The 17588-nt window shown below is 66.8% G+C and carries 18 protein-coding genes and 1 tRNA gene; 14 read left to right on the top strand and 5 right to left on the bottom strand.

The window, feature by feature from the left end:
- The first annotated feature begins 35 nt into the window (after window positions 1-35).
- Window positions 36-1367, top strand: coding sequence for an MFS transporter (locus CHU93_RS07430; protein WP_094473462.1), 1332 nt, complete (start codon window positions 36-38; stop codon window positions 1365-1367).
- Between the two features lie 102 nt (window positions 1368-1469).
- The gene (locus CHU93_RS07425; protein ID WP_094473461.1) at window positions 1470-2336 is read left to right on the top strand and encodes an MBL fold metallo-hydrolase; all 867 of its coding nucleotides are present in this window, start codon (window positions 1470-1472) and stop codon (window positions 2334-2336) included.
- Here the strand turns inward: CHU93_RS07425 and CHU93_RS07420 are convergent.
- On the bottom strand, window positions 2333-3055 hold the full coding sequence (locus tag CHU93_RS07420) for a zinc-ribbon domain-containing protein (RefSeq protein ID WP_165768648.1): 723 nt from the start codon (window positions 3053-3055) through the stop codon (window positions 2333-2335). The genes CHU93_RS07425 and CHU93_RS07420 overlap by 4 nt on opposite strands.
- Window positions 3056-3077: 22 nt before the next feature.
- On the opposite strand from CHU93_RS07420, the gene serS reads away from it, so the two are divergent.
- The 6 genes from serS to CHU93_RS07390 all read left to right on the top strand — a co-directional run bounded on the left by serS (window position 3078) and on the right by CHU93_RS07390 (window position 10005).
- The gene (gene serS, locus CHU93_RS07415; RefSeq protein ID WP_094473459.1) at window positions 3078-4358 is read left to right on the top strand and encodes a serine--tRNA ligase; all 1281 of its coding nucleotides are present in this window, start codon (window positions 3078-3080) and stop codon (window positions 4356-4358) included.
- A gap of 144 nt (window positions 4359-4502) precedes the next feature.
- Entirely contained in the window at window positions 4503-5279 is a 777-nt protein-coding gene (gene surE, locus CHU93_RS07410; protein WP_094473458.1) for a 5'/3'-nucleotidase SurE, read from the top strand.
- On the top strand, window positions 5279-6250 hold the full coding sequence (locus CHU93_RS07405; protein WP_094473457.1) for a M23 family metallopeptidase: 972 nt from the start codon (window positions 5279-5281) through the stop codon (window positions 6248-6250). Before surE ends, CHU93_RS07405 begins: the two co-directional genes overlap by 1 nt.
- A gap of 217 nt (window positions 6251-6467) precedes the next feature.
- Complete coding sequence (gene rimO, locus CHU93_RS07400; RefSeq protein WP_094473456.1) at window positions 6468-7796, top strand: 30S ribosomal protein S12 methylthiotransferase RimO; 1329 nt, start codon at window positions 6468-6470, stop codon at window positions 7794-7796.
- Window positions 7793-9169 (top strand): leucyl aminopeptidase family protein, encoded by a 1377-nt coding sequence (locus tag CHU93_RS07395; RefSeq protein WP_423825896.1) that lies wholly within the window; start codon window positions 7793-7795, stop codon window positions 9167-9169. The genes rimO and CHU93_RS07395 overlap by 4 nt, the downstream gene beginning before the upstream one ends.
- The gene (locus CHU93_RS07390; protein WP_094473454.1) at window positions 9166-10005 is read left to right on the top strand and encodes a C40 family peptidase; all 840 of its coding nucleotides are present in this window, start codon (window positions 9166-9168) and stop codon (window positions 10003-10005) included. The genes CHU93_RS07395 and CHU93_RS07390 overlap by 4 nt, the downstream gene beginning before the upstream one ends.
- 153 nt (window positions 10006-10158) lie before the next feature.
- On the opposite strand, the gene CHU93_RS07385 is transcribed toward CHU93_RS07390, so the two are convergent.
- Window positions 10159-10959 carry a class I SAM-dependent methyltransferase gene (locus tag CHU93_RS07385; RefSeq protein WP_086115457.1) on the bottom strand — a complete coding sequence of 267 codons (801 nt, stop codon included), beginning with the start codon at window positions 10957-10959 and terminating at the stop codon, window positions 10159-10161.
- A 103-nt stretch (window positions 10960-11062) separates the two neighbouring features.
- Here CHU93_RS07385 and CHU93_RS07380 point away from each other — a divergent pair, with 103 nt between their 5' ends.
- Window positions 11063-11260: a hypothetical protein gene (locus tag CHU93_RS07380; RefSeq protein WP_086115458.1), complete on the top strand. Its 198-nt coding sequence runs from the start codon at window positions 11063-11065 to the stop codon at window positions 11258-11260.
- On the opposite strand, the gene CHU93_RS07375 is transcribed toward CHU93_RS07380, so the two are convergent.
- Both CHU93_RS07375 and CHU93_RS07370 read right to left on the bottom strand, forming a co-directional pair.
- Window positions 11238-11657, bottom strand: coding sequence for an acyl-CoA thioesterase (locus CHU93_RS07375; RefSeq protein ID WP_094473453.1), 420 nt, complete (start codon window positions 11655-11657; stop codon window positions 11238-11240). The genes CHU93_RS07380 and CHU93_RS07375 overlap by 23 nt on opposite strands.
- On the bottom strand, window positions 11657-13702 hold the full coding sequence (locus tag CHU93_RS07370; RefSeq protein ID WP_094473452.1) for a S9 family peptidase: 2046 nt from the start codon (window positions 13700-13702) through the stop codon (window positions 11657-11659). The genes CHU93_RS07375 and CHU93_RS07370 overlap by 1 nt, the downstream gene beginning before the upstream one ends.
- 130 nt (window positions 13703-13832) lie before the next feature.
- Here CHU93_RS07370 and CHU93_RS07365 point away from each other — a divergent pair, with 130 nt between their 5' ends.
- Both CHU93_RS07365 and CHU93_RS07360 read left to right on the top strand, forming a co-directional pair.
- Window positions 13833-15629 (top strand): aminopeptidase P family protein, encoded by a 1797-nt coding sequence (locus CHU93_RS07365; protein WP_094473451.1) that lies wholly within the window; start codon window positions 13833-13835, stop codon window positions 15627-15629.
- 72 nt (window positions 15630-15701) lie between these two features.
- Window positions 15702-16256, top strand: coding sequence for a glutathione peroxidase (locus CHU93_RS07360; RefSeq protein ID WP_243375379.1), 555 nt, complete (start codon window positions 15702-15704; stop codon window positions 16254-16256).
- Here CHU93_RS07360 and CHU93_RS17520 read toward each other — a convergent pair.
- A complete protein-coding gene (locus tag CHU93_RS17520) occupies window positions 16253-16396 on the bottom strand; it encodes a hypothetical protein (protein ID WP_165768647.1) in 144 nt (47 codons plus the stop codon). The genes CHU93_RS07360 and CHU93_RS17520 overlap by 4 nt on opposite strands.
- Window positions 16397-16500: 104 nt before the next feature.
- Here CHU93_RS17520 and CHU93_RS07355 point away from each other — a divergent pair.
- The 3 genes from CHU93_RS07355 to CHU93_RS07345 all read left to right on the top strand — a co-directional run bounded on the left by CHU93_RS07355 (window position 16501) and on the right by CHU93_RS07345 (window position 17566).
- Window positions 16501-16575, top strand: a tRNA-Thr gene (locus CHU93_RS07355).
- Between the two features lie 92 nt (window positions 16576-16667).
- On the top strand, window positions 16668-17123 hold the full coding sequence (locus CHU93_RS07350; RefSeq protein ID WP_086115461.1) for an Lrp/AsnC family transcriptional regulator: 456 nt from the start codon (window positions 16668-16670) through the stop codon (window positions 17121-17123).
- Window positions 17123-17566, top strand: coding sequence for a hypothetical protein (locus CHU93_RS07345; protein WP_094473450.1), 444 nt, complete (start codon window positions 17123-17125; stop codon window positions 17564-17566). The genes CHU93_RS07350 and CHU93_RS07345 overlap by 1 nt, the downstream gene beginning before the upstream one ends.
- The last annotated feature ends 22 nt before the right edge of the window (window positions 17567-17588 follow it).

The raw sequence follows: 17588 nt of genomic DNA, 5'->3' as shown, positions 1-17588 counted from the left end.
TTGGCATTGCCGCGCCGCCGGCCCAAAAGGGCGAGGTGCAGACGCCCAATCCTTTTGCCGGCCTGAAGGCTTCGTCGCTGCCGCGCGGAGAATTTGCCGTGCTGTTCGTGGCGCTGCTCACCGTGGCCGCTGGCAACACCGCCTTGCAGACCGTGCTGCCCGCCATCGCCCGAGTGATCCACATCCCCGACATGCTGGTGGCGATCATCTTCTCCTTCTCCGCGCTGCTCTGGACGTTCAGTGCCCCCTATTGGGCCCGCCAGTCCGACATGCGGGGGCGGCGGCGGCTGATGCTGGTTGGCACGCTGGGCTTCATGGTTTCCATGGCGGGCTGCGGCATCGCCATCTATGCCGGGCTGCAGGGCTGGCTGGTGCCGATCGCCACCTTCGCGCTGTTCGCCACGCTGCGCAGCCTGTTCGGCATTTTCGGTTCGGCCTCCAACCCGGCGGCCCAGGCCTATGTCGCGGCCCGCACCGATGAACAGGATCGCACCGCCGCGCTGTCCAGCCTGGCCTCCGCCTTCGGCCTTGGCACCATCATCGGGCCGGCGGTGGCGCCGCTGTTCATCCTGGCACCCTTTGGACTTGCCGGGCCGATGTTTGCCTTTGCCGCCATTGCCGCCCTGGTCACGCTGGCCGTGGCGCGGGTGCTGCCCGATGATGATCCCACCCACTTCGCTGCCCAGGGCGGCAGCGGCGCGCCGTCATCGGAACCCAGTGTGGCGGGCAGCAGCACCGGTGCCAGTGTCAGCGCGGCGGCGGCCGGCCGGCCAAAGCGGCTCAGCATCAAGGACAGCCGCATCCTGCCCTTCATGATCTTCGGCTTTGTCTCAGGATCGATCCAGGCGGCCACCGGCCAGGCGCTGGGCTTTCTGGTGATCGACACGCTGGGCGGCAATGCGCTGGAATCCCAGCAGGAAATCGCCGTCATCTTCATGGCCGGCGCCTTTTCCACCTTGCTGGCACAATGGGGCCTGATCCCGCAGCTGCGCCTCACGCCGCCTTCACTGATGCGCTGGGGCACATTGATCGCGGCCGTCGGCACCGCCGGCATCGCGCTGGCCCATGATCTGCACGGCCTGGTGATTGCCTTCGCCTTGATGAGCCTGGGCTATGGTCTGGCGCGCCCCGGCTTCACGGCCGGGGCCAGCCTCGCGGTGACCCGCGCGGAGCAGGGCGGCGTGGCCGGCGCTGTCACCTCGGTCAACGGCAGCTGTTTCATCTTTGCCCCGGCGGTGGGGATCGGCCTGTATCAGCTTGGCCACACCCTCACCTACTGGCTGGGCGCCGCGGCGCTGGCCTGCCTCGCCGTCTATGCCTTCACCAAGCCCGAGCTGGGGCGGGAACCGGGCGAGCGGCCGGAATAGGCCGCATCGGGTTGAGATGGCACCGCAGGGGCACAGGCAGGCTGCAATCGCGCCCTTGCATAAAATTTAGCAGTGCCTAATATACGGGGAAAGGAGATTGGCATGAGCCGCCCGGATGTGACCCCGTTCTTCGACGCCGCCACCAACAGCTGGACCTATCTGGTGGCCGATCCTGATACCGGTGATGCCGTGATCATCGATGCCGTTCTGGATTATGATCCGCGCAGCGCGCGTGTCTCGCATGCCGGCCTCGCCGCCTTGCTGGACCAGGTTGAACAGCGGCAGCTGCACTTGCGCTGGGTGCTGGAAACCCACGCCCACGCCGATCATCTGGCCGGCGGCCACTGGCTGCGCGACCGCACCGGCGCACCGCTGGTCATCGGTTCCCACATCACCGATGTGCAGCGGGAATTTGCCCCGCGCTTTGGCCTTGATGATCTGGCCACCGATGGCAGCCAGTTTGATGTGCTGGTCGATGATGGCGCAACGCTGCCGCTGGGCCGCCTGACCATCCGCGTGATGCACACACCGGGCCACACGCCGGCCTGCCTCACATATGTCATCGGCGATGCCGCCTTTGTGGGCGACACATTGTTCATGCCCGATTACGGCACGGCGCGCTGCGATTTCCCCGGTGGCGATGCCGCCACACTCCATGCCTCGATCCAGACGATCCTGGCGCTGCCGCCCGAAACCCGGATCTTCTTGGGCCATGATTATCTGCCGGCGGGCCGCAGCGAATATGCCTGCGAAACCAGTGTGGCCGCCCAAAAGGCCGGGAATGTCCATGTGCACGACGGCATCGATGCCGCCAGCTTCATCGCCATGCGGCGCGCCCGCGATGCCACGCTGGCCCCGCCAGCGCTGATCCTGCCCAGCCTCCAGGTGAACATCGCCGCCGGCGAACTCCCACCGCCCGATGCCCAAGGCCGCCGCTTCCTGCGCTTGCCCCTGACGCTGGCCGGCTAACGCCCAAAGCGGATCTGCACCGAAATCGGTCCGGCCGGCACATCGGTGATGGTGGAGGCAAAGGCCAGGCGCTGGCCGGGCTTGATCATTGCGGCCGGCGGCGGGATCGTCCAGTCGCGCAGCCGCTCGCCGCCGACCATCAGCCGGGCGTTCAGCGGCGGCACCACCACGCTGGCCTTGCCGGGGTTGCTGATCACGCCCGTCACCTCCAGCAGGCTGGCGCCGCCAAGCCGGTTGACGCTGCCCTGCATTGCCACGTCCAGCCGCGGCGGCGGCGGTGCCACCTGGGCCAGCGCATCGGCCACGCCGGGGATGGCGGCCGGATCGATGCGGCCGATCCACAGGCCAACCGACGCGGTGGTGAAGGCGGCGCCCAGCGCGACCGCCAGCAGCCATTTCAGCACCGGCACGCGGGGCTCTTCGGGTTCGGCCGGGGCTTCGGGTGCGGGTTCCGGTTCGGGCTCCGGCTCGGGCGGCGGGGGCGGCGGCATCCGGGCGGCGCGCAGCTCTTCCTGCACGGCGGCCACGGCCTCGTCCTCGTCCACCTCTTCGGCCGGCACCCAGCGATGCTGGCACTTGGCGCATTTCAGCTTGGGCCGGCGCAGGACGGTGGCCACATCCAGCCGATAGGCGGTGCTGCAATTGGGACAAGTGACGATCACCAGGCCACCATAAGCAGGCCGGGGCGTGCGCGAAAGGGGGCGCTTGCACGTGGGCATCAGCCAAGGCAAAGGCTGGACCATGCATGATCTGAAAGCCCTTCGCGCCGATCCGGATGCCTTTGCCGCAGCGCTTGCCCGGCGCGGCGTGACCGATGCCGCCGCCTCGCTGCTGGCCGCCGATGCAGCCCGCCGCGCCGCCGAAACCAGGGCGCAGGAAGCGCTTGCCCGCCGCAATGCCGCCTCGAAAGAGATTGGCGCCGCCATGGCCGCCAAGGATCATGCCAGGGCCGAGGCGCTGAAGGCCGAAGTCGCCGGCCTGAAGGACGAGATTGCCGCGCTGGAAGCCGCCGCGCGTGAGGCCGGGGAGGCTGCCGAATCGCTGCTGACCCGCCTGCCCAACCTGCCGGCCGCCGAGGTGCCCGATGGCCTGGACGAGCATGGCAATGTCGAGGAAATGCGCTGGGGGACCCCGCGTGCCTTCGATTTCCCCGCGCAAGAGCACGACATCATCGCCGCCCGCCTGGGCTATGATCCCGAGGCCGCCGCCCGCATCGCTGGCGCACGCTTCGCCGTGCTGAAGGGCCCGCTGGCCCGGCTGCAGCGCGCCCTGGGCCAATATATGATCGACGCGCAGACCGGTGCGCGCGGCTACACCGAAGTCTATGGCCCGTTGCTGGTGCGGGCCGAGGCGGCCTTTGGCACCGGCCAGCTGCCGAAGATGGAAGAGGATGTCTTCAAGACCACCGACGGCCGCTATTTGATCCCCACGGCCGAGATGAGCCTGACCAACCTTGTTGCCGGCGAGATCCTCGACGTGGCCGCCCTGCCGATCCGCATGACCGCGCTCACCCCCTGTTTCCGCAGCGAGGCCGGCAGCGCCGGGCGCGACACGCGCGGCCTGATCCGCCAGCACCAGTTCGAGAAGTGCGAGCTGGTGGCGATCTGCACCCCCGAGCAGGCCGAGGCCGAGCATGCGCATATGCTGGCCAGCGCCGAAGCCATCCTGCAGGCGCTGAATCTGCCCTATCGCCGGATGCTGCTCTGCGCCGGCGACATGGGCTTCTCGGCCCGGAAAACCTATGACCTCGAGGTCTGGCTGCCCGGCCAGAACGCCTATCGCGAAATCAGCTCGGTTTCCGACTGCGGACAATTTCAAGGCCGTCGCATGAAGGCGACGTACAGACCACGCAACCACAAGGGCCCATTGCCTGCCGTCAACACGCTCAATGGTTCCGGCCTCGCTGTCGGCCGCACGCTGGTGGCGGTGATCGAAAATTACCAACAGGCCGATGGCAGTGTCATCATTCCCGATGTGCTCAGGCCCTACATGGCCGGCATTGACCGGCTGATACCGGCATGATGACGGCCGTGACGATCCTCCCCCTCTGGGGGAGGTGCCCGAAGGGCGGAGGGGGCTTGCCAAACGCGGTCCTTGCTGCCCCCTCCGCCTCCCTGCGGTCGGCACCTCCCCCAAAGGGGGAGGATCTGTAGCTGAAAGGATCCCATGCGCATTCTTGTCACCAATGACGACGGCATCAACGCCCCCGGCCTGGTCGCGCTGGAGGCGATTGCCGCCGAACTGTCAGATGATGTCTGGGTCGTTGCCCCGGCCGAGGAGCAATCAGGCGCCGGCCACAGCCTCACGCTCAGCCAGCCGGTGCGGCTGCGCGAAATAAGCCCGCGCCGCTTTGCCGTGAAGGGCACGCCCACCGATTGCGTGATGCTGGCGCTGGGCGCGGTGCTGGAAGACAGGAAGCCCGATCTGATCCTGTCCGGCGTCAACCGTGGCGGCAACCTGGCTGAGGATGTGACCTACAGCGGCACGGTTTCGGCCGCCATGGAAGGCTGCCTCGCCGGCATCCGCTCCATCGCGTTGTCCCAGGTGATGATGGACTATACGGCCGGCAACGAGGATTTTTCCTGCGCGCAATCCCACGGCGCCGCCATCATCCGCCGCATCATCGGCCAGGACTGGCCCGAAGGCGTGCTGATCAACATCAACTTCCCGCCGGTGCTGGCCGGCGACGTGAAGGGCGTGCGCGTCACGGAACAGGGCTTCCGCGATTATGGCAATATCCACCTGGTGAAGCGCATCGATCCGCGCGGCTTCCCCTATTATTGGCACGGCTTTGGCAAGGAAAAGCCGGCGCCCGGCCATGAAACCGATCTGAAGGCGATGCACGAAGCCTGCATCTCGGTGACGCCGCTGCATCTCGACATGACGCATTATCAGTCCATCGCCACGCTGAAGGCGGCGCTGTCCGATCTGGCGGAGGGCTGATGCGGCGCGCGGCAGCCCTGTTGCTGCTGCTGGCGCTGTCGGGCTGCGCCAACATGATCGGCCGCCCGGAACCGGCGCGCCGGCCAACCCCGCGCCCGGTGCCCACCCGGGTGCCGCCGCCCAAGCCGGCCCCCACCCGCCAGACGCCGCCGGCGCCACGGCCAGCGCCCGCCCGCCCCGCCCCTGTTCGCACTGCCCCGCCCCGCACCGATTGGGTCGCCCGCCCGGTCACCCCCAACGCGGTCGCCACCCCGCAGGGCCGTTTCCACCTTGTGCGCTCCGGCGAGACCGGCATCGCCATCGCGCGTGCCTATGGCGTGCCGTGGCGCGACCTCATCGCGCTGAATGGCCTCAAGGAACCCTATGTCCTCGCCGTCGGCCAGCGGCTGCGCCTGCCCGATGCCCAGATCGCCGCCGCCAAGGTCGCCGCCATGAGCCTGGAGGAGCGCGCCCGCGCCTTCAGCCTGTCCATCGATGATGTCGTCACCGGTGGCCAGCCGGCGGCCCCGGTCACGCCCAGTGTTGCCCGGCCGGCGGCCGCCGAACCCGCCGCCGAGCCGCCGGCGCCGCTGCCCGCCGTCACCGGCAATGCCCCGCGCTTCCGCTGGCCGCTGCCCGGCCGCATCATCTCGGGCTTTGGCGCCAAGCCCGGCGGCCGGTTCAACGATGGCGTCAACCTCAAGGCCAATCCGGGCGAGCCAGTGCGCGCTGCCGGTGATGGTGTTGTTGCCTATGCCGGCGATGCCATTCCGGGCTTCGGCAATCTCGTGCTGGTGAAACACGCCGGCGGCTGGGTCTCGGCCTATGCCCACAACGAGGCGCTGCTGGTGGCGCGCGGCGCCCGCGTGAAGGCCGGCGAAGTCATCGCCCGCGCCGGGCAGACCGGGGCGGTCGCCGAACCCCAGCTGCATTTCGAACTGCGCAAGGGCCGCGCCCCGCAGGATCCGGCCCGGGTGATCGGGGGACGCTGATCGGCGGGCGCTAGGGGCCACTTTTGCCCCTCCCCCGGCCGTCGCCGGGGCAGGCTCGCTTCGCGCGCACCTCCCCAAACAAGTTTGGGGAGGATCGACATGGTCCTCCCCAATCTCTGATTGGGGAGGTGGCAGCCGCAGGCTGACGGAGGGGCAGCGACCGTGCCGCATGCTTCCCACTTGCACTTTTGGCCCGAACAGCGCACTGCCCCCGCCGATGACCGTTTCTCCCGCTTCGGCCCCGCGGGTCGGCATGGTGTCGCTGGGTTGCCCCAAGGCGCTGGTCGATTCCGAACGCATTCTCACCCAGCTGCGCGCCGATGGCTATGCGCTGTCCGGCGATTATGACGGCGCCGATGTGGTGATCGTCAACACCTGCGGCTTCCTCGATTCGGCCAAGGCCGAAAGCCTGGAGGCCATCGGCGAGGCGATAGCCGAAAACGGCAAGGTGATCGTCACCGGCTGCATGGGGCACGAGGCCGACGCCATCCGCGCCCGCTTCCCGGATGTGCTCGCCGTCACCGGGCCGCAGCAATATGAAGCGGTGGTGAGCGCGGTGCATGAGGCAGCGCCGCCGGTCCGCTCCGCCTTCATCGATCTGGTGCCCGATGCCGGCCTGAAACTCACGCCGCGCCATTATGCCTATCTGAAGATTTCCGAAGGCTGCAACCACACATGCGCCTTCTGCATCATCCCGTCGTTGCGCGGCCGTCTCGCCAGCCGCCCGCCGGCCGCCATCACCCGCGAGGCCGAAGCGCTGGTAAAGGCCGGTGCGAAGGAATTGCTGGTCATCAGCCAGGACACATCGGCCTATGGCGTTGATCTGCGCCACGAACGCTCGACGCTGGGCGGGGTGGAGCGCCGCGCCCATATCCAGGATCTGGCGCGCGAACTGGGCGGGTTGGGCGCCTGGGTGCGGCTCCACTATGTCTATCCCTACCCGCATGTCGATGATCTGATCCCGCTGATGGCCGATGGCCTGCTGCTGCCCTATCTCGACATTCCGTTCCAGCACGCCTCGCCATCCGTGCTGAAGGCGATGAAGCGCCCGGCCAACGAGGCCAAGGTGCTGGAACGCATCCAGAAATGGCGCGGGCTTGTGCCCGACATGGCGATCCGTTCCACCTTCATCGTCGGCTTCCCCGGCGAGACGGAAGCCGATTTCCAATATCTGCTCGATTGGCTGGAACAGGCGCAGATCGATCGCGCCGGCTGCTTCAAATATGAAGCGGTGGAAGGCGCCCAGGCCAATGCCCTGCCCGGCGCCGTGCCGGAAGAGGTGAAGGAAGACCGCTGGCACCGCTTCATGGCGCTGCAGTCGCGCATTTCCGAACAGCGGCTTGCCGCCAAGGTCGGCCGCACGCTGGACGTGCTGATCGACGAGGTGGATGACGAGGGCGGCGCGTCGGGGCGCAGCAAATATGATGCGCCCGAAATCGACGGCATGGTGCATCTGCGCGATGCCGGCGGGGTGAAGCCGGGCGACATCGTGCCGGCAAGAATCGAGGATTCGGACGAGGCCGATCTGTTCGGGGTGCCTGTCTGATGGATTTGGCCAGCCTGCTGGTGCCTGCCGATGCGCAAGGCGCGGTGCCGCTGGTGCCGGTCACGGCGGCGGGGCTGGACGAATGGCTGAAGGCGCAGGGCGAGCGCACCCGCACGGCCGTCGCCGCGCAAGCCTTCACCGCTGCGGCTGACAGCATCGCCATCATCCCCGGCGATGGCCCCGCCGACTGGTTTGCCGCCGTGGGCGTGGCGCCTGGCCCGCTCGGTCCGTGGGCACTGGCGGCTGCGGCCGCCAAGCTCCCGGCCGGCCGTTATCTGTTGCAGGGTGAACTTGGCCAGGCCGGGCTGGGCTGGTGCCTGGCCCAGCATCGCTTCACCCGCTATCGCCGCGCCAAGCCCGAAGGGCCGCGCGTGCTGGCCACCACCAGCCTCAGCGCCATGTCTGGCGCGGTGGCCGAAGCCCAGGCGGTGGCGCTGGTGCGCGATCTCGTCGACACGCCGGCCAGCGATCTCGGCCCGGCCGAACTGGCGCAGGCAGTGATCGACGTGGTTCGCCCCTTTGGCGCCGATGTGCGCGTGGTGGCCGGCGAGGCGCTGCTGGCGCAGAATTTCCCGGCCATCCACGCGGTGGGCCGGGCGGCGGCGGCGCAGCCGCGCCTGATCGAGGCGGAATGGGGCGACCCTGCCCACCCGCGCCTTGCCATCATCGGCAAGGGCATCACCTTTGATTCGGGCGGCCTCAACATCAAGCCGGGCAGCGGCATGGCCTTGATGAAGAAGGACATGGGCGGCGCGGCGCACGCGCTGGCGCTGGCCCGGCTGGTGATGGCGGCCAATCTGCCGGTGCGGCTGCACCTGATTATCCCGGCGGCCGAGAACGCCATTTCCGGCAATGCCTTGCGCCCCGGTGACGTGATTGCGACGCGCGCCGGCAAGACGGTGGAAATCACCAACACGGATGCCGAAGGCCGGCTGGTGCTGTGCGATGCCATTGCCCTGGCGGCCGAGCACAACCCGGTGTTGATGATCGATTTCGCCACCCTCACCGGCGCGGCGCGGGTGGCATTGGGCCCGCAATTGCCGGCGCTGTTTGCCAATGATGATGCGCTGGCCAGCGAAGTGCTGGCCGCCGGCATGGCCGTTGGCGATCCGGCCTGGCGGCTGCCGCTGTGGGCACCCTATCACGACATGCTGAAATCCAGCGTTGCCGATATGGTCAACAGTGCCGAAGGCGCCTTTGCCGGGGCGATCACGGCGGCGCTCTACCTGGAAAAATTCGTGGCGCAGGGCACGCCCTGGCTGCATTTCGACACCTTCGCCTGGAACGCCGCGCCGCGCCCCGGCCGCCCCAAGGGCGGCGAGGCGCTGGGCCTGCGCGCCACCTGGGCCATGCTGCGGAGCCGTTTCGGATGAGCTGGGTTTTGAAGGGCCCCGCGCAACGCTTTGAACCGCGCGAATGGTTCGCCGGGCCAGAGGTGGTGGAACTGGCGCTGGCCGGCGATGTCGGCGCCGTGCGCTATGTTGATCCGAGGCCGCTCACCTGCACCGCGCCGCGCGTGACCGTGCGCTCTGCCCCCGATGCGGCAGCCGAAGCGGTGAGCGAGCTGCTGTTTGGCGAACGGTTCGAGATTGCCGAGGTGAAGGCCGGTTTCGCGCTCGGCCGGTCTTGCCACGATCGCTACATCGGCTGGGTGGATTTCGCTGCGCTGGCGCTGCCGGCGGCTGAACCCAGCCATCGCATCACCGCCCGCCGCGCGCCCGTCTTTTCCGCCGCCAGCATCAAGGCGGCGGTGCAACAGGAACTGCCCTTTGGCGCCCGCGTGGCGGGAGAGCTGGACGGCAATTTCCTCGCTCTCGCCGGCAACGGTTTCGTCCATCGCCGCCATGTCGAAGCCATGCCGGTTGACCGCTTCGCCGCCGCCGCGCTCTTCGCCGGCGCGCCCTATCTCTGGGGCGGGCGCAGCCCGGATGGTGTCGATTGCTCCGGCCTGGTGCAGCAGGCCTTGAGCGTTGAAGGCATCGCCCTGCGCCGCGACACCGATCTGCAGCGCGAACAGGGCGAAGCGGTCAAGTTCGCCGCGCGCGAGGCGGGCGATCTGATCTTCTGGCCCGGCCATGTCGGCCTGCTGCTGGATGGCGACCGGCTGTGCCACGCCAATGCCCACTGGATGGCGGTGGTGACCGAACCGCTGGCCGACGTGATGGAACGGGCCGGCGCCGATGAACCCGTGGTGCGGCGCTATCGCTGAACAGATCCTCCCCCTTTGGGGGAGGTGGCACGCGGCACGCGTGACGGAGGGGGCCGACGTGCACCATTTGCTTCGTCGCGCCCCCTCCGCCGCCCTTCGGTCGGCACCTCCCCCGGAGGGGGAGGATCAATCAACCTGCTGTGCCAGGGCGGCTCACTGCTTCGGCTTCACGAACTTCAGCGTCATGCGGTCGCTCTCGCCGATGGCGGCATATTTCGCCCGGTCGGTGTCCCCTTCCGCATAGTTGGGCGGCAGGGTCCAGACGCCCTTGGGATAATCCTTGGTGTCCTTGGCATTGGCATTCACTTCGGACGCGCCGACAAACTTGAACCCGGCCTTTTCCGCCAGCATCTTCACGTAAGACACCTTCATGTAACCGCTCGTCTTCATCGCGGCATCCGGCCGGTCTTCCGGCAGGCGGTGTTCAACGATGCCCAGCGTGCCGCCCGGCTTCAGCGCCTTGAAGAAGGCATCGAAGGCGGCCTGGTCAAAGCCGCCCATGTGCCAGTTGTGGACATTGCGGAAGCTCACCACGACATCGGCACTGCCCGGGGCGGCAATGTCATAGGCGTCCTTGCCGAATGGCGTCACCTTGATGTCGCCAAACACGGTTTTGTCGGCAAACTTGGTCTTGAACGTCTCCACGCTCTTGGCGGCGCCCATGGAGGCAAGCGGGTTGTTGTGGGCGGCGATATATTGGCCCTTGCCCTTCAGCGCCGGGGCGATGACTTCGGTGTACCAGCCGCCTGACGGCCAGATTTCCACCACCGTGTCCGTGGGCTTGATGCCAAAGAATTTCAGCGTTTCGGCCGGGTGGCGATACTGGTCGCGGGCCTTGTTGGCGTCGCTGCGCCACGGGCCGGCGAGAGCGGCATCGAACGGGCCGGCGGCGATGGCGGGGGCGGCAATGGTGGCCACGGCCAGCGCCGAAACAACAGCAAGGGTGCGGATCATCGGGTCAGTCTCCGTTGGGGGTGTTGCAAATCGCTATTGTGCAGTGCTGCCCAGTGCAAGTCAGGACATTGCCTCAGGCTGAACCGGCTGCCAAGGGCCGGCCATGGATGCAGATACCACCCTGATCGGCTTTGTGATCGGCCTGGCGCTGGCGGCGCTGGGCGCTGCCGGCGATTGGGCGCGGCGGCGCGCGCCGCTGGCCTGGCACGCGCATCTGCCGTGGAACGGGCTGGCCTTTGTCGGCATGACCACGGCGCTGTTTGCCGCAGTGCATCTGTTCAATCTGGTTCGGCCGCAATGAAGGGCGCCGCGATATCGGCCCGAACGCGCACCAGCCGCCCGGTTGCGGACTCCAGCAGGGCCCAGGTGGTCACCGCGCGGGCACGCACATCGCCAGTGCTGCCGCAGATTTCAACAAACCGGTCAAAGCGGGCACCCTTGGGCGTGCCGACCCAGGTGGTGACGGTCAGCGTCTCGCCCAGCAGGGTCTGCTTCACATAATCAATCTCGTGCCTGGTCACGACCCAGATATAGGCCGCGATATGTTCGGGCGCCGCCACGGCACGCCAATGCGCCGTGGCAACATCCTGAACCCACTTCAAGTAACTGATATTGTTGACATGCCCCAGCTCATCAATGTCGGCCGGCTGCACGCTGACCGGCATAGAAAAGCTGCGGCGATCAGCCGGCGCCGGCATCAGTTGGCGATGCCGAACTGGTTCAGGATGAAGGCATATTCCTCTGCCAGCTCCTCCAGCGCCGCAAAGCGCCCGGATTTGCCGCCATGGCCAGCCCCCATGTTGGTCTTGAAGATCAGGGGGTTGCTGTCGGTCTTGGTGGCCCTCAGCTTGGCCACCCACTTCGCCGGCTCCCAATAGGTGACGCGCGGATCATTGAGCCCGGCCGTCACCATCAAGGGCGGATAGGCCTGGGGGCGCACCTGGTCATAGGGCGAATAGGAACGGATATATTCGAAATCCGCCCTGGAGGTGATGGGGTTGCCCCATTCCGGCCATTCGCCCGGCGTCAACGGCAGGCTTTCATCAAGCATGGTGTTCAAAACGTCCACGAACGGCACGTGCGCGACCACGGCGCGGAACAATTCGGGCGCCTGGTTGACCACCGCGCCCATCAATTCGCCACCGGCCGACCCGCCACTGGCCGAAATTTGCCCCGGTGCCGCCCAGCCCGCCTGCACCAGCCCGCGGGCAGCATCGACGAAATCGTTGAACGTGTTGGTCCGCTTCTTGAGCTTGCCATCCAGATACCATTGATAGCCCAGATCATCTCCGCCACGGATCTGGGCAATGGCAAAAGCGACGCCGCGATCCAGCAAACTCAATCGGTTGGCCGAAAAACTCGGCATGGTCGGGATGCCATAGGCGCCATAAGCATAAAGATGCAGCCGGCCGCTGCCATCCGGTTTGAAGCCCTTCCTGTAAACAATGGCCACCGGCACCTTCACGCCATCACGCGCGTTGATCCACAACCGCTGGCTTTCATACTGGCTGGCGTCGTAGCCCGACGGCACCTGCTGCACCTTGCGGGTGATCAGCTGGCCGGTTTTCACATCATAATCATAGACGGTGGCCGGGGTGACCATGGAGGCATAGCTCAGCCGCAGCAGCGGAGCATCGGGTTCCAGATTGCTGCCGATGCTGGCGGTGTAGGCGGCCTCGCTGAAGGGAATTTCGGTTTCGCGGCCATCATCGCGGCGCAGCACGATCCGATCCAGCCCGTCTCTGCGGCCCTGCACGGCGAGATAGGAGGAAAAGGCTGCGATTCCCGTGATATAATCGCGGTCCGACTCGGCGATCAGCGTGGTCCATTCGCCCGGCGTGGCCAGACTGGCGGTGGCAACCCGGAAGTTCACGTGGGTGTCGTTGCTGCGGATGAACAGGCTTTGCCCGCGCACATCGACATCATAGGTGACGCCGGCCTGTCGCCGCTTGACGAGGATCGGGTCAGCAGCCGGAGTGGCCGTGGGCAACAGCCGCACCTCGCTGGTGGCATGATCGGATGTGGTGATGATGAACCAGCGGCCATCCTGGCTGTGACCGACCGAGACGCCAAAGCCCTTGTCCTCAGTCTCCTCATAAACCACCCGGTCCTCGCTGGTCTGGCCCAGCAGGTGGAGCCGCGCTTTGATGCGCCGCCAGTTCTCGTTGACCTCGGTCCACATCAGCGCGCGGGAATCGGCGCTCCAGGCCACCGCGCCCACACTCACCTTGGTGACGGTCTCGATGTCCTTGCCGGTGGCGATGTCGCGGATGCGGATGGTGAAGCGCTCACTGCCATCACTGTCGGTCGCATAGGCGACGAGCTTGCCATCGGGGCTGATCGCCTGGGCACCAAGCCGGAAATAATTCAGCCCCTTGGCCAGTTCGGGTTCCGACAGCACCATCTGCTCCGGCCCGCCTCCCTTCGGCCGCCGCATCCAGGTGCGATACTGGTCGTCCGGCTTGAACTGCCACCAATATTCGAAGGCGCCGTCGGCTACTGGCACCGAGGCATCATCCTGCTTCACCCGGCCCTTCAGTTCCTCATAAATCCGGTCCTTCAGGGCGGCGGTGGGCGCCATCTGCGCCTCGAAATAGGCCTTCTCAGCTTTCAGATAGGCCAGCACGTCGGGATCATCGACGGTTGGATAGCTCTGGTCCTTCAGCCAGTGATACGGGTCTTCGACGGTGATGCCGTGGTGGGTGAAGCTGTGCGGACGGGTGGCGGCAATCGGGGGCTGCATCTGGGCCAGTGCTCCGGAAGCGGTTGCAAGCATGGTGAGGGCAATCAGCGCCTTTATGGTGAAATCCTGCGCTTGAGGCGGCGCGCGCCTGCGCCTATCTGGAGCGGCATCAATAGGGGATCAGCGTGTCATGTCCACCACCTCTGCCCGGCTTGCGGCGTTGCGCACCAGGCTGGCCGCCAATGGCCTCGATGGCTTTGTCGTGCCGCTCACCGATGAGCATATGAGCGAATATGTCGGTGATTATGCCCAGCGGTTGGCCTGGCTGACCGGCTTTGGCGGTTCGGCCGGTAGTGCAGTGGTGCTGGCCGACCAGGCCGCCATGTTCACCGATGGCCGCTATACCGTGCAGGTGCGGCAACAGGTGCCGGCTGATCTGTTCAGCTATCAGGATGTGCCCAAGACCAGCGCCGCGCAGTGGCTGGCGGAACAGGCGCAGGCTGGCCAGCGCTTTGGCCATGATCCCTGGCTGCACACCCGCGCCTGGGCGGCTGGAACGACGGCCTTGCTGAAGGCCAAGGGCGCCGAACTGGTGGCGGTGGCCGACAATCCCATCGATGCGGTGTGGGCCGATCGCCCGGCGCCCTCGCTGGCGCCGATCGAGGTGCATGGCGATGAATTTGCCGGCCAGTCCCACGCCGAAAAGCGCGCTCAGGTTGCGGCCTGGCTGGGGACAAGTGGCTGCGACGCCGTGGTGATCGCCGCGCTCGATTCGGTGGCCTGGCTGCTCAATGTGCGCGGCCGCGATGTGCCGCGCACCCCGGTCGCGCTGGCCTTTGCGATTGTGCATGCCGATGCCAGCGTTGATCTGTTCACCGCGCCGGCCAAGATCACCCCGGCGCTCAGCGCCCATCTGGGGCCTGACGTGCGCTGCCACCCGCGGGACGGGTTCGAGGCCGCGCTCAAGGGCTTTGCCGGCCGGCGCGTGTCGGCTGATCCGCAGAGCTGCGTCGCGGCGATCTTTGATGCGCTGGATGCCGGTGGCGCCACCATCGTCGAAGCGCGTGACCCATGCGTGCTGCCACGCGCGATCAAGAACAAGGTGGAGATGGCCGGCACGGTGGCAGCGCATGTGCGTGATGGTGCCGCGCTCACCCGCTTCCTGGCCTGGTTTGACCGGGAGGCGCCCAAGGGTGGGCTTGATGAACTGTCAGCGGCCGAACGGCTGCGCCAGTTCCGCAATGAAACCAACAGCCTGGAGGATCTGTCGTTCGACACGATCTCGGCCGCCGGCCCCAATGCGGCGCTGCCGCACTACCGGGTCAGCGCTGAAACCAATCTGCCGATCACCATGGACAGCATTTATCTGGTCGATTCGGGCGGCCAGTATCGCGATGGCACCACCGATGTGACCCGCACCATGGTGGTGGGCACGCCAACGGCCGAAATGAAGGACCGTTTCACGCGTGTGCTCAAGGGCCATATTGCACTGGCTTCTGCCCTGTTCCCGGCCGGGACCAAGGGCGTGCAGCTTGATGCGCTGGCGCGCCAGCATCTGTGGGCGGCGGGGCTGGATTACAACCACGGCACCGGGCATGGCGTTGGCAGCTATCTTTCGGTTCACGAAGGGCCGCAGCGCATCGCGGCAGCTTGGTCGGCACAGCCAGGCGGCGACGAGCCGCTGCAGCCGGGCATGATCCTTTCGAACGAGCCCGGCTATTACAAGACCGGTGAATATGGCATCCGCATCGAGAATCTGGTGCTGGTCGAACCGCGGCAGGCAGAAGGGGCGGAGCGCGAGTTGCTTGGCTTCCGCGAGCTGACGCTGGCGCCGATCGACAAGCGGCTGGTGGATCTGGACCTGCTCACCCCTGCCGAGCGCGCCTGGTGGAATGACTATCACGCCCGCGTGGCGGCTGAGATTGGTCCGTTGATCACGGATGCGGCCGATCAGGCCTGGCTCGCCGAAGCCTGTGCACCACTTTGAGGTGCGTCACCCTTCACCTTCGCAGCGAACGGCAGCCGTGGTATCGCATCCCGGCATAATGATGGGAGACGCATGATGTTGAAGCACCTGACCCTTGCTGCCGCCGCCCTTGGTGCGCTGGTGGCTGCAGCCCCGGCGCCGCAGAGCCTGCACCAGTTCAATCTGAAGACTATCGATGGCAAGCCGATGCCGATGGCGCAGTACAAGGGCAAGGTGGTGCTGTTGGTCAACACCGCGTCCATGTGCGGCTTCACCCCGCAATATGAAGGCCTGCAGGCCCTGCACGACAGCTACAAGGCCAAGGGCTTCACCGTCGTTGGTGTGCCGTCGGGCGATTTTGGCGACCAGGAATTCGCCAGCAACGGCGAAGTGAAGCAGTTCTGCGAAAGCAAGTTCGGCATCAAGTTCCCGATGGCCGAAAAGGCGGTCGTGAAGGGCCCCAAGGCCATTCCGGTCTACAAGTGGGCGGCAGCCACGCTGGGCGAAGCCAATACCCCGCAGTGGAATTTCCACAAATATCTGATCGGCAAGGATGGCAAGCTGATTGCCGCCTTCGGCACCAAGACGACGCCGACCTCGCCGGAAGTGACGGCGGCGGTGCAGAAGGCGCTGGCCGCGAAGGGCTAATCAGGCTTCTGGGCGTGATCAGGGTGCTGGCTGCGCGCCGGGTCCCCGGTATCGCCCAGGCCCTTGCGCTTCCTGAGGTTCGCACGCAGCGCCGCGGCCAACCGCTCCGCCCGCGCATTCTTGGCTGATTTGTCGGTCATGGCCCTGCCATAGCGCATCACGGCCGGCGCGTCAGTGCTTGACAGGCCATCGGGCCTTGGCCATAGGGCCGCTTCCCGCATGCGTGCGGGCCAATCCGGGGCGTGCTGCCGTAGCTCAGTGGTAGAGCGCATCCTTGGTAAGGCTGAGGTCGGGAGTTCAATCCTCCCCGGCAGCACCACCGCCCCGCAGAAACAGCAGAACCCCCGGCTCATCCCCGGGGGTTTCGCTTTTTTCACTTTGATGGATCGGTTGTGCCGGTAAAATACCGGCATGAACGGAATTGATTCGGAAATTTTGCGGCTGCTTCAGCAGGACAACCGCATCACCGCGGCCGAACTTGGCGCAGCGGTCGGCCTGTCCACGTCGGCGGCCAATGATCGGCTGCGGCGGCTGAATGCCAGTGGCGTGATTGCTGCCAACCGCGCCATCCTCGCCCCGGCGGCGTTGGGCCGCAACCTGTTGGCGTTTCTGTTCGTCGATCTGGAACCGCGCAGTGATGAGGCCGGATTCGCTGCCGCCATGGCTGCAGCGCCCGATGTGCTGGAAGCCCATCACATCACCGGGCCGCACAACTGGCTGATCAAGCTGCGTGTCGCCGACACCGCCGCCCTGCAACGCTTTCTGGCCGAGACGCTGAAGCCGCTGCCCGGCGTCATTCGCACCGAAACCCTGATCGCACTGGAAAGCGCAAAGGACAGCACCATCCTGCCCACCGGAGCCGCCTGATGTTCACCGATGCCGATATCGCCCGCATTGGCGAAGGGCTGATCAACTGTACCCTGCCCAAGCCGGAATGGACCCATGCGGCCCATGTCGCGGCGGCGGCCTATATCCTTTCTGCCCGCACCGATCTGGACGCGGAGGCGGACATGCCGGGGATCATCCGCCGCTACAATCTGGCCACCGGCGGGGTGAACAGCGACACGGCCGGCTATCACCACAGCATCACCCTCGCTTCGCTGGCGGCCGTGCGCGCCGGCCTCGCGCTGGCACCCGATGGACCGATTGGTCGCCGAGTCAACGAGCTGCTCACCGGCCTTTTGGGCGACAAATATTGGCCGGAGCGTTTCTGGACGCGCGAACTGCTGTTTTCGGTGGCCGCCCGGCGCGGCTGGGTCGCGCCCGACAAGGCATCGCTGCCCTTTACCGTGCGGGCCGGCATGGCCTAGACCCGTTCCCGCAAAGGGGAGA

It is taken from the genome of Sandarakinorhabdus cyanobacteriorum (genome assembly GCF_002251755.1).
Lineage (GTDB): Bacteria > Pseudomonadota > Alphaproteobacteria > Sphingomonadales > Sphingomonadaceae > Sandarakinorhabdus > Sandarakinorhabdus cyanobacteriorum.
This window is presented reverse-complemented; position numbering and strand designations above follow the sequence as displayed.

Coding starts and splice junctions, on each gene's coding strand:
- CHU93_RS07425 (WP_094473461.1), top strand. CDS start 1,470: ATGAGCCGCCCGGATGTGACCCCGTTCTTCGACGCCGCCACCAACAGC.
- CHU93_RS07420 (WP_165768648.1), bottom strand. CDS start 3,055: ATGCCCACGTGCAAGCGCCCCCTTTCGCGCACGCCCCGGCCTGCTTAT.
- serS (WP_094473459.1), top strand. CDS start 3,078: ATGCATGATCTGAAAGCCCTTCGCGCCGATCCGGATGCCTTTGCCGCA.
- surE (WP_094473458.1), top strand. CDS start 4,503: ATGCGCATTCTTGTCACCAATGACGACGGCATCAACGCCCCCGGCCTG.
- CHU93_RS07405 (WP_094473457.1), top strand. CDS start 5,279: ATGCGGCGCGCGGCAGCCCTGTTGCTGCTGCTGGCGCTGTCGGGCTGC.
- rimO (WP_094473456.1), top strand. CDS start 6,468: ATGACCGTTTCTCCCGCTTCGGCCCCGCGGGTCGGCATGGTGTCGCTG.
- CHU93_RS07390 (WP_094473454.1), top strand. CDS start 9,166: ATGAGCTGGGTTTTGAAGGGCCCCGCGCAACGCTTTGAACCGCGCGAA.
- CHU93_RS07385 (WP_086115457.1), bottom strand. CDS start 10,959: ATGATCCGCACCCTTGCTGTTGTTTCGGCGCTGGCCGTGGCCACCATT.
- CHU93_RS07380 (WP_086115458.1), top strand. CDS start 11,063: ATGGATGCAGATACCACCCTGATCGGCTTTGTGATCGGCCTGGCGCTG.
- CHU93_RS07375 (WP_094473453.1), bottom strand. CDS start 11,657: ATGCCGGCGCCGGCTGATCGCCGCAGCTTTTCTATGCCGGTCAGCGTG.
- CHU93_RS07370 (WP_094473452.1), bottom strand. CDS start 13,702: ATGCAGCCCCCGATTGCCGCCACCCGTCCGCACAGCTTCACCCACCAC.
- CHU93_RS07365 (WP_094473451.1), top strand. CDS start 13,833: ATGTCCACCACCTCTGCCCGGCTTGCGGCGTTGCGCACCAGGCTGGCC.
- CHU93_RS07360 (WP_243375379.1), top strand. CDS start 15,702: ATGATGTTGAAGCACCTGACCCTTGCTGCCGCCGCCCTTGGTGCGCTG.
- CHU93_RS17520 (WP_165768647.1), bottom strand. CDS start 16,396: ATGACCGACAAATCAGCCAAGAATGCGCGGGCGGAGCGGTTGGCCGCG.
- CHU93_RS07350 (WP_086115461.1), top strand. CDS start 16,668: ATGAACGGAATTGATTCGGAAATTTTGCGGCTGCTTCAGCAGGACAAC.
- CHU93_RS07345 (WP_094473450.1), top strand. CDS start 17,123: ATGTTCACCGATGCCGATATCGCCCGCATTGGCGAAGGGCTGATCAAC.